Source organism: uncultured Campylobacter sp., assembly GCF_938030785.1.
GTDB lineage: Bacteria > Campylobacterota > Campylobacteria > Campylobacterales > Campylobacteraceae > Campylobacter_B.
The window spans coordinates 1-13,198 of record NZ_CALHIK010000122.1; the positions used below are offsets into that span (position 1 = coordinate 1).

General features: G+C 50.1%; 16 protein-coding genes. 12 read left to right on the plus strand and 4 right to left on the minus strand.

Going from position 1 to position 13,198, the window contains the following annotated elements:
* Together yaaA and Q0438_RS07010 are read left to right on the plus strand one after the other, a co-directional pair.
* On the plus strand, positions 1 to 407 hold a 407-nt coding region (gene yaaA, locus Q0438_RS07005), incomplete at its 5' end, for a peroxide stress protein YaaA (protein ID WP_299189472.1).
* Between the two features lie 732 nt (positions 408 to 1,139).
* Positions 1,140 to 1,871 (plus strand): sulfite exporter TauE/SafE family protein, encoded by a 732-nt coding sequence (locus Q0438_RS07010; RefSeq protein WP_299189482.1) that lies wholly within the window; start codon positions 1,140 to 1,142, stop codon positions 1,869 to 1,871.
* 125 nt (positions 1,872 to 1,996) lie between these two features.
* On the opposite strand, the gene Q0438_RS07015 is transcribed toward Q0438_RS07010, so the two are convergent.
* The 3 genes from Q0438_RS07015 to Q0438_RS07025 form a co-directional block, all read right to left on the minus strand.
* Positions 1,997 to 2,524, minus strand: coding sequence for an NAD(P)H-dependent oxidoreductase (locus Q0438_RS07015; protein WP_299189487.1), 528 nt, complete (start codon positions 2,522 to 2,524; stop codon positions 1,997 to 1,999).
* A 741-nt stretch (positions 2,525 to 3,265) separates the two neighbouring features.
* Complete coding sequence (gene kcuS / locus Q0438_RS07020; RefSeq protein ID WP_297962242.1) at positions 3,266 to 3,481, minus strand: KCU-star family selenoprotein; 216 nt, start codon at positions 3,479 to 3,481, stop codon at positions 3,266 to 3,268.
* Positions 3,468 to 5,549 carry a carbon starvation CstA family protein gene (locus tag Q0438_RS07025; protein ID WP_299189489.1) on the minus strand — a complete coding sequence of 694 codons (2,082 nt, stop codon included), beginning with the start codon at positions 5,547 to 5,549 and terminating at the stop codon, positions 3,468 to 3,470. Before Q0438_RS07025 ends, kcuS begins: the two co-directional genes overlap by 14 nt.
* A 370-nt stretch (positions 5,550 to 5,919) precedes the next feature.
* Here Q0438_RS07025 and Q0438_RS07030 point away from each other — a divergent pair, with 370 nt between their 5' ends.
* The 6 genes from Q0438_RS07030 to Q0438_RS07055 are packed head-to-tail and all read left to right on the plus strand — an operon-like array spanning position 5,920 to position 10,337.
* Complete coding sequence (locus Q0438_RS07030) at positions 5,920 to 6,108, plus strand: hypothetical protein (RefSeq protein ID WP_299189492.1); 189 nt, start codon at positions 5,920 to 5,922, stop codon at positions 6,106 to 6,108.
* On the plus strand, positions 6,105 to 7,073 hold the full coding sequence (locus Q0438_RS07035) for an iron ABC transporter permease (RefSeq protein ID WP_299189494.1): 969 nt from the start codon (positions 6,105 to 6,107) through the stop codon (positions 7,071 to 7,073). Before Q0438_RS07030 ends, Q0438_RS07035 begins: the two co-directional genes overlap by 4 nt.
* Positions 7,070 to 7,843 (plus strand): ABC transporter ATP-binding protein, encoded by a 774-nt coding sequence (locus Q0438_RS07040; RefSeq protein WP_299189508.1) that lies wholly within the window; start codon positions 7,070 to 7,072, stop codon positions 7,841 to 7,843. The genes Q0438_RS07035 and Q0438_RS07040 overlap by 4 nt, the downstream gene beginning before the upstream one ends.
* Positions 7,840 to 8,622, plus strand: a complete 783-nt coding sequence (locus Q0438_RS07045; RefSeq protein ID WP_299189517.1) for an ABC transporter substrate-binding protein — start codon at positions 7,840 to 7,842, stop codon at positions 8,620 to 8,622. The genes Q0438_RS07040 and Q0438_RS07045 overlap by 4 nt, the downstream gene beginning before the upstream one ends.
* Entirely contained in the window at positions 8,623 to 9,837 is a 1,215-nt protein-coding gene (locus Q0438_RS07050) for a radical SAM protein (RefSeq protein WP_299189520.1), read from the plus strand. It begins immediately after the preceding gene.
* Complete coding sequence (locus tag Q0438_RS07055; protein ID WP_297880490.1) at positions 9,834 to 10,337, plus strand: flavodoxin family protein; 504 nt, start codon at positions 9,834 to 9,836, stop codon at positions 10,335 to 10,337. The genes Q0438_RS07050 and Q0438_RS07055 overlap by 4 nt, the downstream gene beginning before the upstream one ends.
* Before the next feature lie 610 nt (positions 10,338 to 10,947).
* Here Q0438_RS07055 and Q0438_RS07060 read toward each other — a convergent pair.
* On the minus strand, positions 10,948 to 11,517 hold the full coding sequence (locus Q0438_RS07060) for a hypothetical protein (RefSeq protein ID WP_299189524.1): 570 nt from the start codon (positions 11,515 to 11,517) through the stop codon (positions 10,948 to 10,950).
* A 116-nt stretch (positions 11,518 to 11,633) separates the two neighbouring features.
* Between Q0438_RS07060 and Q0438_RS07065 the strand changes: the two genes are divergently transcribed.
* The 4 genes from Q0438_RS07065 to Q0438_RS07080 form a co-directional block, all read left to right on the plus strand.
* Positions 11,634 to 11,771, plus strand: a complete 138-nt coding sequence (locus tag Q0438_RS07065; RefSeq protein WP_297880528.1) for a hypothetical protein — start codon at positions 11,634 to 11,636, stop codon at positions 11,769 to 11,771.
* 332 nt (positions 11,772 to 12,103) lie between these two features.
* A complete protein-coding gene (locus Q0438_RS07070; protein ID WP_299189539.1) occupies positions 12,104 to 12,790 on the plus strand; it encodes a hypothetical protein in 687 nt (228 codons plus the stop codon).
* Positions 12,791 to 12,813: 23 nt separating this feature from the next.
* Entirely contained in the window at positions 12,814 to 12,957 is a 144-nt protein-coding gene (locus Q0438_RS07075) for a hypothetical protein (protein ID WP_299189541.1), read from the plus strand.
* A partial coding sequence (locus Q0438_RS07080) for a hypothetical protein (protein WP_299189543.1) occupies positions 12,954 to 13,198 on the plus strand: 245 nt, incomplete at its 3' end. The genes Q0438_RS07075 and Q0438_RS07080, both read left to right, overlap by 4 nt.

Sequence of the window (13,198 nt, forward strand, 5' to 3'; positions counted from 1 at the left end):
TTTTTTCAAACCTTTTCGGCCCCGTGCTGGGCGGCGACGCGCTGCCGAACTACAAACTCAAGCAGGGCGAGAGATTCGGCGGCATAGACGCGGCGAAATTTTATCGCGATAGCTTTTCCGCCACGCTGGATCGGTATCTGGCGGATGAGTGCGTCGTGGACCTGCGCGCGGGATTTTATGAGAAATTTTACGAGATGAAGCACGAATATTTGAGTTTTAGTTTCATCAAAGGTGGCAAGGTGCTGAGCCACTACGCCAAGGCTTGGCGCGGCAAGATACTGCGCGAAATCGCTCTTGCAGGCGCTTGCAGCGAGGCGGAGGTGCTCGCGCTGCGCTTGGGCGGCGCTTCCGTGCTAGAGATCAAACAGATCGGGTTAAAAAAGGAGATTGTGCTGGAAATTTCATAAGGCGCGAAAACCGCTCGGAGAAATTTACGATAAATTTTGCAGGTTTAATGCAGATTTTTGCGTAAAATTTAGCTCGTAAAAATTTGCCGCGAGTTCAAATCCCACTCCATCCAAAGCGATTTTACCAGGAGAAATTTGCGGGCTGAATTTCATCGCGAGGATTTTGTGGCGGCGGCTTTTTAGTCCTTTGGCACTCTTTTGGCGGGTCTTGGACGGCCTTAAACGAGCTTTTGGCGGCGAAATTTCGTCGTAAATTTTACAAAAAATTCGCGCTCTTTTCGTTTGTATGCGCTCCGCATAAAATTTTACGGCGATATTGTCGTGACTTTGCGGCGATTTTGCGGCGATTTTTAAAATACGGAGCGCGAAAATTTCGCCGTAGAATTTTGACTGAAATTTTACCGTGCGGAATTTTGCCGCGATAGAATTCCGTCGAAATTTAATCGCGGCAAAGATACGGCGCCCGCGATCTAAACGTAAAATTTTATCTCAAATTTGCGCTAAACCGCCACAGTCTAGGCGCAGAATTCCGATCTAAAATTCTACCGCCAGACTGCAATGCGAACAAACACAGATGGGCTGATTTGCATAAAATTTCAAGCCGAAATCCCGCGATCAAAATTCCCTGCCTAGAAATCTCACAAATCCCCGCTCTCAAAGCCAAAATTCCGCAAATTTATCAAGCTTTAAATTTTAAAGCTATAAACTTCGCTTCAAATTTCAAGGATCAAAATGTTAGAACTCCCCTTTATCGGCGCCGTCGTAGGCTTCATATCGGGCTTTTTCGGTATCGGCGGCGGCACGGTCGTAATGCCCGTGATGATGGCTCTCGGGTACGATGTCAAGAGCGCCGCGGGCATCTCGGTGATGCAGATGTTCATCGTCTCGCTTTTCGGCTCATACCTGAACTACCGCGCGGGCAGGCTCCGTCTAGATAGCGGCATCGCAGTGGGGCTCGGCGGGCTGTGCGGCGCGAGCCTATCGGGCTTCATCGTAAAATACTCGCCCGAAATCGTGCTTGAGATCGGTCTTCTGCTGACGCTTGCCGTCTCATTTCTCAAGCTCTTTAGCACGAACGTAGCAAGCGGCGGCAACGCCAATCCCCACGGCGCGATATTATTTTTCATCGGCTTTGCTATCGGCGCGATCGCGCTTAGCATGGGCGTGGGCGGCGCGGTATTTCTAACGCCCGTATTGGTCGGATTTTTGGGCGTCGATATCAAAAGAGCGGTTTGTATGGGGCTATTTTTTATCGTTTTCGGCTCATTTAGCGCGCTTTTGAGCCTTTCGTACAACGGCCACGTAGATTACGAGCGCGGCGCGCTGCTAGCCGTGGGCGGGCTTTTGGGCGTATATTTCGGTACCTCTCAGGCTCACCGCGTAAGGCGCGAAACGCAGAAAAAATGGCTGCTCGTCTTATACGTCGTGCTATTTGCGCTGGCGCTAAAAAAGGTGCTGCAGTAGCGGCGCGAGTGATTTTGCCGCGTTACGTTTTGCCCTGCCATCGTTTCGCTACAAGTGCGATTTAAGCGCCCGCGCGCTTTGATATACGGGGATGCTCGTAAGTGGAGCGCTTACGAGCAGCAATATTAAAATTTATCCAGAAACTCGCCGAATTTCACTGCGCTTGTGGCTACGAAATCCTCGCTCGGATTAAACGAGAAGCCGTAGTAGAAAAAGCTCGGCAACAACGTGGCTCCTACGAAATTTACAGCGCATTTAAAAGGCGTGATCACCTCATCCATGCTAAAGCCTACCGCGCCGCCTTTTGCGTAGCTTGTAGGCTCGTCTCCAATCGAAACGGCGAGCGCAAAACTCTTTCCTTTTAGTGCGCCGCCGCCCGTGCCGTAAGCCCATCCATGGGCGAATACGTCATCAAACCACTTCTTAAGCAGCGGCGGGTAGCTGTACCAATAAAGCGGGAATTCGATGATGATCTTTTCATATTTTTCGAGCATTTTTTGCTCTTTTGCGACGTCGATTTTGAAGTCCGAGTAGAGCGGATACAGCTCGTGCAGATCAAACCTGGCAGCGCGCTTTAAGGCCTGCTCGCGCCATGCTTTGTTCGCACGCGAGTTTGCGATGTCGGGATGGACTAAGACGATAAGATTTTTCATTATGGCTCCTTGAGATAAAATTCGTACAAGTATAGTATTAAATCTCGAATTCGCGGCTTAAATTTCATTAAATCGGCAGGTAAAACGACGGACGGCGCGCTTCTCGCGAGTGAATTTTAAAAATTTATATCACGCAGTAAGACCGTAAAGAAGCGAATTTACCGAGCAAATTTAACCATTTTAACGATCTATTCTCGTCGCTTTAATTTGACATAGATCTCGTCACCGCTCGCCGCCGAATTTATACAATTTATCAATGCGCAGGCGATATATGGGCGAGCCCGTCGATAGATTCGGCCGACTTAAGCTCATACGCGTTCGCGCACTTTATCCGCGCCCTAGTCTAAATTTAAAATTTCAAATCCGCGGCGAAATTTCACGCCTTAAACCAGAGCGGCCCCGCGACGAAATTTAGCGAGCGCGTCTTAATAAAATTCCGCCGAAGCTCGGTGAAGCTCCACACGAAATTTCAGGGCATGACGGCAAAACGTCGCGGATCGGCGATAAATACAGCGCGGCGGCGAGAATAAATCTCAACGCCCTAAGTGCGAGCAAATTTAAAGCGCTCTTCAAGAAGCATGCGCAAAATTTAATCTCTAGCAGCGGGCTAAATTTCATGGCTCGCGCGCCCGTGCCCTATCAAATTTTAAAATTTCAAATCCACAACGAAATTTCACGACACCACGGCAAAGCGTCGCAGGCCGGCGATGAGTACGGCGCGACCGCGCCCTTTCGCCGCTATCAGCACTTGACGTTTTTTGCCTTGCTATCTTGCATCGCGCGGAAAAATTCCGCCCTGCTTAGCGGGATTTCGTCCGGATGAGCGCTTCTGAAATGGCTCAGATAGCCCTCGTAATCGCCGAGCCCGATGAGCGGCGCAAGTGCGGCATCCGCGCGCGCCAAAAACCTCGCCACCGCCTTCGGGGCCGCGAGCGGATTAAATTTAAACTTTTTCATAAACGCCCCTGTCCACGTACTCGCTTTCTGCTAGCTTGAAATATCCATCGCTCGCGCCGCCTTTTGAAATTTTAAGGCACATTCGAATCGTTTGAGCGATAACTATGATCGTAACGACGACGAAAAGAGCACATAGCACGGCGTCGATGACGTTGTTTCTGATGATAGCCTGCGCCTTTTCTATCGCCGCAGGATCGCTTAGGCCGGCGAGCTTGGTGGCGGTATTTTGCGCGATAGCCACGTGGCTTACCGCGTCGTGCACGCGCTCGCCGTTAGCCGGCATAAGCTTTAAGATCGCCGCATAAAGCGTGGTTATAAGCACCCAGATCGCAGGAGCGATCGTAACGAAGGCGTATTTTTGCTTGCCCATTTTAAAAAGCACCACCGTAGCGAGCAGCAGCGCAATGCCCGCGAGCATCTGATTGGACGCGCCGAAAAGCGGCCACAGCGTGTAAATTCCGCCCATAGGATCGGTAACGCCGCTGTAAAGCAGATAGCCCCAGCCCGCCACGCAGATCACCGTCGCGATGATGCCGTAGAGGGAATTTTTGGTATCGGAAAAGGGCTTATAGACGTTGCCTAAAATTTCTTGCACCATAAAGCGCCCCGTGCGCGTGCCCGCATCGACCGCTGTCAGAATAAACAGCGCCTCAAACAAGATCGCGAAATGGTACCAAAACGCCATCAGCTCCTTGCCGCCGATGATCTGATGCAGCAGCATCGTTAGCCCCATCGCAAAGGTAGGAGCGCCGCCCGTGCGGCTCATCATCGTGGTTTCGCCGACGTTTGAAGCCAAAGCGCCGATCTGCTCGGGCGTAATGCTAAATCCGATAGAATTTATATACGCCGCGGCGCTTACCGCGTCTTTGCCCAGCACCGCAGCGGGCGAGTTGATAGCGAAGTATTCGCCCGGGCTTAGGATGCACGCCGCTACTAGCGCCATTACGCCCACGAGGCTCTCCATAAGCATCGAGCCGTAGCCGATGAAAAGAGTGTGGGTTTCGCGCTCCACCATCTTCGGCGTCGTGCCGCTGGAGATCAGCGCGTGAAAGCCCGAGATCGCGCCGCACGCGATAGTGATAAACAAAAATGGAAATATCGGGCCTGCGAAAACAGGACCCGTGCCGTCGATAAATTTCGTCGTAGCGGGCATTTTAAGCTCGGGTGCGACGAAAATTATCGCGACCGCCATGCCAATGATGACACCGAGCTTAAGGAAGGTGCTTAGATAATCGCGCGGCGCGAGCAGCAGCCACACGGGCAAGATCGCCGCGATAAAGCCGTAGCCGATCGTAAGAAGCGCGAGCGTCTCGCCCTTTAGCGAAAAGACGTCGTGCCAGTACGGATCGATCGCCACGTAATGCCCGCCCCAAAGCGAAAGCATCAGCAAAACAAAGCCGATAATCGATGCCTCGCTGACCTTGCCCGGACGCAAAAATCTCATATAAGCTCCCATAAATATCGCAATCGGTATCGTCATCGCGATCGTAAAAAGCCCCCACGGCGAGTTCGCAAGCGCCTTTACGACGACCATAGCCAAGATCGCCACGATGATCAGCATGATGAAAAAAATCCCGATCATCGCGATGCCGCCGGTGAGATTGCCCATCTCATCTTTGATCATCTCGCCGAGGCTCTTGCCGCCGCGTCGCGTGGAGAGCACGAGCACGATAAAATCATGCACCGCGCCTGCAAGCACTACGCCTACCAAAAGCCAAATAGTGCCGGGCAGATAGCCCATCTGTGCGGCCACTACGGGGCCTACGAGCGGTCCTGCGCCAGCGATAGCGGCGAAATGGTGACCGAAAAGGACGTATTTGTTCGTAGGGACGTAATCGCGTCCGTCGTTTCGGATCACCGCAGGAGTTGCGCGGCGATCGTCCAGCTCAAAGACGCGATACGCGATAAAGCGCCCGTAGAAGGTGTATCCGATCAGATAGATGCACGCGCTAGCCACTACGAGCCAGACGGCGCTGATGCTCTCGCCTTTATTTAGCGCAAGTACGCCGAAACACCACGCCCCTATGACGGCGACCGCCGCCCAAAGGATCTTTTGCCAAAATTTCATGCTCACTCCTTAAAACTTAGCGAGCGGCTTGGGCAGTATGTCGTTTTAACAAAACGGCTTGCGTCTTTGAAGCAGAGCTCGCTAAATAAAATTTAGTGCGTATTTTATCGGCGTTTTTATAATTTAAAGCTGAATTGCAAAAATTAAAAAGAGCTTTCGACGTTTAAATTTAATGCCTGAATTTTGAATTTCAAATTTAAAGAGGCGGCTTGGCGGCGCGCGAAATTTTAATATCTAATCGCCCTAAATTTAACTCCGCAGCTCTTGGCCGTTACGGAATTTATCGCGGTTTAAGAAACCAAGCGATAAAATCTCATGATAACGATTTTAATTTCTTAACAAAAATCGTAAATATTTTAGGAGGAAATTTATGCCGAATCAGGTGTGCGGCTACGTACTTTTTCGCGCCCATATCAAAAGCTATGCAAGCTGCAAAAATGATGGCGCCAGCCGCGAGAATTTCATAAATTCCGCGCGTATAAATTCCTGGCACCGCTTAAATTTTAAAAATATCCGCCGCGACGAAATCTGCGCGTATAGTTCGCCTGGTGGGCTATGAGCTTTAAATTTTATCTCTTTCTAATCGTAGCTTTTATATTGCTTGCTTTAGTAGCCGTAAGTAGCGGTGGGGCGAGCATTTCGCTAGGCGACATCGTAAAATTTTTCACCTTCGGCGAGATAGACGAGACCAAGCAGCTCATCTTGCTGCAAATGCGCCTGCCGCGCCTCGTGCTTGGAATTTTAATAGGCGCGCTGTTGGCAACTTCGGGGGTGGTAGTGCAAAGCGTATTTTTAAACCCGCTTGCGGACCCTTACATCATCGGCATCGCCTCGGCAGCGACCTTCGGCGCGGTCATAGCTTACCTGCTGGGGCTTAGCGACGTTTTTTACGGAATTTTCGCGTTTTTGGCCGCCAGCGGGCTTTCGCTCGTGATCTTTAAGCTCGCAGCCCATACCCGCTCGATCTCTACTCTGCTGATCGTAGGCATCGCCGTATCGTCCTTTTTAGGCGCATTTACATCCTTCGCGGTCTATCTAATCGGAGAGGATAGCTTTAGGATTACGGCGTGGATGATGGGCTATCTAGGCGGCGCAAACTGGCAAAAGATCGCGCTTTTGCTGCCGCCGCTGCTGTTTTGCATGGCGTATTTTTATGCAAAGCGCCACGAGCTAAATATCATCTTAAACGGCGACGAGGAGGCGAAATCGCTGGGGCTCAACGTCGAGAAGTCCAAAAAGAGCCTACTCATCGTCTCCTCGCTCATCATCGGCTTTTCGGTCGCATTTACGGGGATGATAGGCTTCGTGGGGCTCATCATTCCGCACACGCTTCGCATGGCGCTTCATACGGCGAGCAACGCCGTGCTGATCCCCGCTAGCGCGCTTACCGGCGGAGTTTTTTTGGTTTTTTGCGACGTAATCGCCAAAAACACCCTCTCGCCGGTAGAAATTCCGATCGGCGTGGTGACCTCCTTTTTCGGCGCGCCCTTTTTTCTATACCTCGCGTTTAGGAAGCATGCATGAAAATTTCGGCGCTAAACTTCAGCTACGGCAAGCGGGCGATCTTGCGAGGCATCGAGTTAAATTTAAAGCGGGGTGAATTTTACGGGATTTTGGGTCCTAACGGCTGCGGCAAGAGTACCTTGCTAAAAAACATATTGCAAATTTTAAAGCCTGCAAGCGGGATCATCGAAATAAACGGCAAAAAAGCAAGCGAATATAGCCTCAAAGAGCTTGCCGCACTCATCGGCTTCGTGCCGCAAAAAACAGCCCTCGCAGCCGCGCTGAACGTGAATGAAATTTTACTTGCGGGCAGATTTTGCCGCCTAAAAAGCGCATTTAGCGGCTACGATGCGAGCGACCGCGACAAGGTAGAGCAAATCGCCGAGCTTTTGGACGTGAAGAAATTTTTAAATCGCAGCGCGTTTGAGCTAAGCGGCGGCGAGTTCGGGCGCGTGCTGCTTGCCAGAGCGCTCGTAAGCGAGCCTGAAATTTTACTGCTTGATGAGCCCACGGGCGCGCTTGATATGAACTACGCGATCGAGGCGATGAGGATCTGCGAAAATTTAACCAAAACGCTAAATTTAACTAGCGTCATCGTACTGCACGATCTAAATTTAGCCTCGCTGTTTTGCGATGAAATTTTGATGCTAAAAGATGGCGCAGTGAGGTATCGCGGTAGCGCGAGCGAGCTTTTTACGCCGCAGATCATAAAAGAAATTTACGGCTTTGACGCCCTGATAGTCGAAAATTTAGGAACCAAATTTATCTTACCGCAAAAGGAGAAATTATGAAAAAAATTCTTATAGCTTTGCTTTCGGCGAGTTTTGCGCTCGCCAAAGGTCTAGTCGTACTTGATCCCGCCGCAGTCGAGATCATCTACGCTTTAGGAGCGCAGGACCAGATCGCTGCGATCTCAACTACCTCGATGAGCAAGATCCGCCCGGAGGCAGAAACCGCGAAACTGCCTAGCGTAGGCACCTACGTAAAGCCGAATATGGAAAAGATCGTCGAACTTAAGCCCGATCTGGTTATCACGAGCTTTCACTCAGCGGGCGTGAGCGATAGCCTACAAAAGCTCAGTCTTAAGAGCCTTGCGATGGATGCAAACTCCACCGCAGATATCTGCAAAAACGTAAAAACCATCGCGACTATCGTAAAAAAAGAGAGCGAGGCGGATAAAATTTGCGCGCGGATGGATGGAATTTTTGCAGATAAACCCGCTCTTCGCGGTAAAAAAGTAGCGCTATTTTTCGGCTCAAACGCCACTATGGCCTTTAACGACAAAACCCTAGTAGGCGATATTTTCGCTCGCCTAGGCGCCAAAAATATCGCAGACGGCCTAAAAGGCAGCACGCCTTCGGTATCTGCCGAATACATCTTGGAGCAAAACCCCGACATTATGGTCATCGTAGGCGGTGAGACGGAAGATTTTTTAAAAGCAAATCCGATCCTTAGAAATACCAAAGCGGTAAAATCGGGCAAAATTTTAAAAGCCCCGACGCTCATCTTGCGGGGCAGCCCGCAGATCGGCGAGACGGTGGATGAAATTTACGCAGAGGCGGCCAAATAGATGTTTAAAGAACGCATTAAATCCCACCACCGCTCCAAACTTTTCGAGAGCGTCTCCGCAAGCGAAAACGAGCTGTTCGATGCGCTAGAGCAGCCCGCGAAAGACAGTGACTGCGTGATCTATCTGCATGTGCCCTTTTGCGACAACATCTGCTCGTTTTGTTCGATGATGCGCTCCAAGCTTGGCGACGAGCTGGACGAATACGCTAAATTTTTAATCCGCCAGATCAAAGACTACGGCGAGATGCCCTACTTCGATACCAAAAGCGTTAAAAGTATCTACTTCGGCGGCGGCACGCCGAGCGTATTTAGCGAAGCTCACTTCGAAAAGGTTCTGGGTGCGCTGCATAAAAATTTCAAGATCGCGGACGACTGCGAGATCAGCATAGAAACCACTCTGCATAATCTAGATACGCAAAAAGCGCTCGCCCTGCAAAGCTTCGGCGTAAACCGCTTTAGCATCGGCGTGCAGACCTTCAGCAGACAGGGGCGCGCGCTTCTAAACCGCGTGCATAAGCCCGCTCGCGCGATCGAGCGACTAAAGGATCTTAGAGAAAAATTTGACGGCATGCTCTGCTGCGACATCATCTACAACTTCCCGAACGAAAGCGTGGAGGAAGCGCTAGAGGACGCGCGCTACGTAGATGAGCTAGGTCTAGATAGCGCCAGCTTTTACTCGTTGATGTTTTTCGATGGCTCGGAGCTATCCAAAAAGATCGACACCTCCTACTACGATCTGCCGACTGATAAAAAGCTACACCACGCTTTCGCGGAGACGCTGCTGCAAAGCGGGAATTTCGAGGTTTTGGAGCTTACTAAGCTTGCTCGCAAAGGTCGCGATAACTACGGCTACATCAAGCTAAGTCACAAGGGCACGGATATCCTACCTATCGGTAACGGCGCGGGCGGACACGTAGCGGGCTTCGGAATTTACGGCGTGTCGGGACACAAGATGATCTCGCGAATCGATGAGCGCGAGGCAAAATATAGCGTGCTAAACAATCTGTTTCAATACCCGATCGTAAGCTTAAACGAGCTAAAAGAGGCTCTGAGCGCGAGCATTTACGACGAAGCGGTGCAAAAGCTCAAAGAATTTGAAAGCTGGGGGCTTTTGGAGCTAAAAGATCAAAGATCGATCTTGAGCTTGGACGGAATTTTTTGGGGCAACAACATCAACGAAGAGATAGCAAACATTATTAGAAAGGATTTTGTATGAAAAAAATCGTGCTTTACACCTCACAAACGGGTAACACGAAAAAGGTGGGCGACGCGATCGCCGAGCAACTAGGCTGCGAGAGCCTAAATTTCCGTGACTTTGAAGGCGAGGTCGATGACTACGACTTCATAGCCTTAGGCTTTTACGTCGATAAGGGCGAAGCAGAGGCGAAATTTATGCGCTTTTTACGCAAGATTCACGGCAAGAAGCTTGGCGTTTTCATGACGCTTGGCGCAGAGCCAGACGGCGAGCACTCGCGCAAGTGCCTGGATACCTTTGAAGAGGGGCTTAAAGCAAACGGCAACGAGATTATAAGGGAGTTTGCCTGCCAGGGCGCGATCGATCCGAACCTGCTTGAGACGATGCGCAAAATGGCGGCCGGCGGCAACTCGCCCCACCCTATCACCCCCGAGCGACTTGCGCGCTGGGCGGAGGCTGCGAAACACCCGGACGAGAAGGATCTGGCGGACGCAAAAGCAGCATTTGCGGGGATAGAATAAAATTTAAAGCAAGCCGCACAGACCGCTGCGCGGCGAAACAAAACCAAATAAAATTTCACACTACTTAATGCGCGATTTGGAATTTTATCTTTTACTAAATTTGGACGATAAATTTCATCCCTACAAGCAAATTTGCCGCCGCAGGCGCAGGTCTTGCTCTGGAATTTAAACGATAAAATTTCATTTCGCACGCAACGGATCGAATAATGCCGCCGACTTTGCGCCGCTAATGCGCGCTCTTAGCGTGAAAAGCCCGCTTTTGCGAGCAAGCTGCCGCGAGTACTGAGATCTCCGCCGTCATCTAATACACCACCCGTCGCCGCTCATCGCCGCGCGACAACTTATCTATCGTCGCTCATTACCGCACCGCCGCAGCGGTACGGAGCGTGAGCATAAAAATATTTTAGGCGTACTCTCAAGAGGACATCACCGAGCTTAATAAATTTTAGTGCGATACTTTTACTATGCGTTCGTAAGCATAAATAAAATTCTTTAGCAAAAATTTTTAAGACAAAAATAGCAAAAGATTTGCAAGCAACGGATAAAATTTCATTATGGCTAAGATTCCATTGTGATCGCAATCATATCCGTTCTATCTGCCCATAGCTTTTTAAATTTCGCTTTTTGCCTCGCTTATTGTTTTGTTTAATTTTGCAGCAAATTCCTCCTTGCCTATTTCTTTAAACGCTTCGTTGGGTACGGCGATAAAAAGACTTCCTTCCAGCAAAATTACCAAAAAATCGCGCTCCATTACCACCTCACAAAATTCCGCATCGTAAGTGAGCGTATCTCGTTCACTTACGAATATAAATTGCCCCTTTAAATCGTCTGAAATTTCAATGCTAAAATCGCCGAAAGTGACATTTTTATTCTTATCATATATCGCGGAATTTAGTAGCCACGATCTAACGCAAATAGCGTAAATATAAAAAACTGCGCAAGCAGTAGGCAAGATCGCTCCTAAGCTCTTTACCCAGGACTTATCGCCATAGTACTCGCGTACAAACTCTATCCAATCGTCCTCAAAAATAAAAAGACAAGCCGAAAACGCAAAAGCAAAAAGCAAATCCGTCGCGCAGACGGCGCGGATGAACTTGTTCCCTTTATAAATTCTACGCGAAATTCTAGTTCTCATTTTAGAGAATTTTCGGTTATCTTGCAGCGAGTAAGAAATCAGCATATCTTTCCTTTAAAATTTTGCTTATTTTAGCTAAAATAAAAAGATATGTAAAATTACATTGTATACTGCGTTTGCCCTCTTCGGCGATACGGCCAGTAGATGGAAGGGCACTACTAATGCAAGCGGTAAAAGGGCGAGCTAAATTTAATAAAATTCCTACCGAAGGAGGGATTATAAAAAACACGGCATTCATCACGGGCGCTACAAGCGCCACCGTCATCCAATACATCGCCCGTCGCCTTGCAATAGCCTGAGCACGAAAGGCCCGCTTCTGTAAGAGACCGGTCTGCGAGCGCTGCGGTCGCGATCATCGGCTACCCCTGTCGTCACGTGCCGTAGGCGCCGTCGTCGGGCGCCGCCTTCTCGCCGCGCGATAACCTATCTGCTGCCGCTCATCACCCCGTCACGCGACACCTGCCGCCGCCAATCGCCCCGCCGCCTTGCCGCAGGATAAAATCCAAACCGAACCGCTAAATTTTAAATTCCATAAAAGGCTCATCGCACATAAATTTTAATTCGGCAAATGCGTAAAATTTAGGTAAAATTCCACGCAAACGCTTTGACGGTCAAATTTAAAAGGGCGAAAATGACGAATTTCGAGTACGCTAGTCGCATTAACGAGGCTGCGGGGCTAGATTTAAGCTTAGATTGCGAAGAGATCGATCTGCAGGATAAGCTTTACGGGCTTTTTCAGTGCTTTATGCCTGAGGGTGCGGGCGTAGAAGCGGTGTTTGCGCCGATGCAAAACGGCGCTGAGCCACAAGCGCGTATAATGCCGATCTACGCAGCCACGGCGCAGCAGACGCGAGAGGCGTTCGATCAGGGCGTGGCGCCCGGGTATTTTTGCCCGCCGCAGGATCCGAAATTTGATGACGAAGCGCTTAAGAGCTTAGCTTTAGCGTACGTTCGAAATTTAAAAATTTTCGCCGAGTTTCTCGGCGATGACGAGCTTTTAGAGATGCTTGAGCAGATAAAATTCGCTCGCGTGCAGGAGAGCTTTGATCTCGCGCATAACAAAGACGAGCTTGCGAACGCCGTCTATGAGGCGATCACGGAGTGGATGATAGACGCGCCTAAGCTCGATGCGAAGCTGTGGGTGCTCGGCGAAGCGTATTATTCGATCGACTACGACTACCTGCTCTCGGCGTATTTACAGTATCCAAACTACGCGCAAAGGCCGCAGGAGGACTTTTTGAAGCCCTACTTCGAGCTGTATCTGGCGGGACGGCAGATCGCGTTTGAGCGCGGCGAGGTCGTGGTTTTTACGCGCTAAATTTACGCAGGCAAAGGAAGTGAATGAGCGCTCACGAAGAGCTAAAATTTAAACCGGGCGAATATCTTTTAAAAGATATTGAGCGTAAATTTAAAGAAAGATTCGACAAGGTGCGCTTTAGAGACGACGTAGCGCGCACAAATACCGCGCGCGAGGGATCGATATGATTTGCGTCCGAGGATATCGCACAATAAGCCCGAGAGAAAGTTCTCGCGAAAGTACGGCGCAGATCGCTCTAAACCGCCTAGCGATGCCGCATCGCGCAGGTATCGGCGCCGTAAAGAAGGCGACAACGCGCGATAATAGGCGTGGCGCGAGCGGCAAAACCTTTCAGTGCCGAAACTGTAAGGGTTATGACGATGCTTCGACGAGTTGCAAGAGCAAAACGATAAGCTCGTGTGCCGTAGC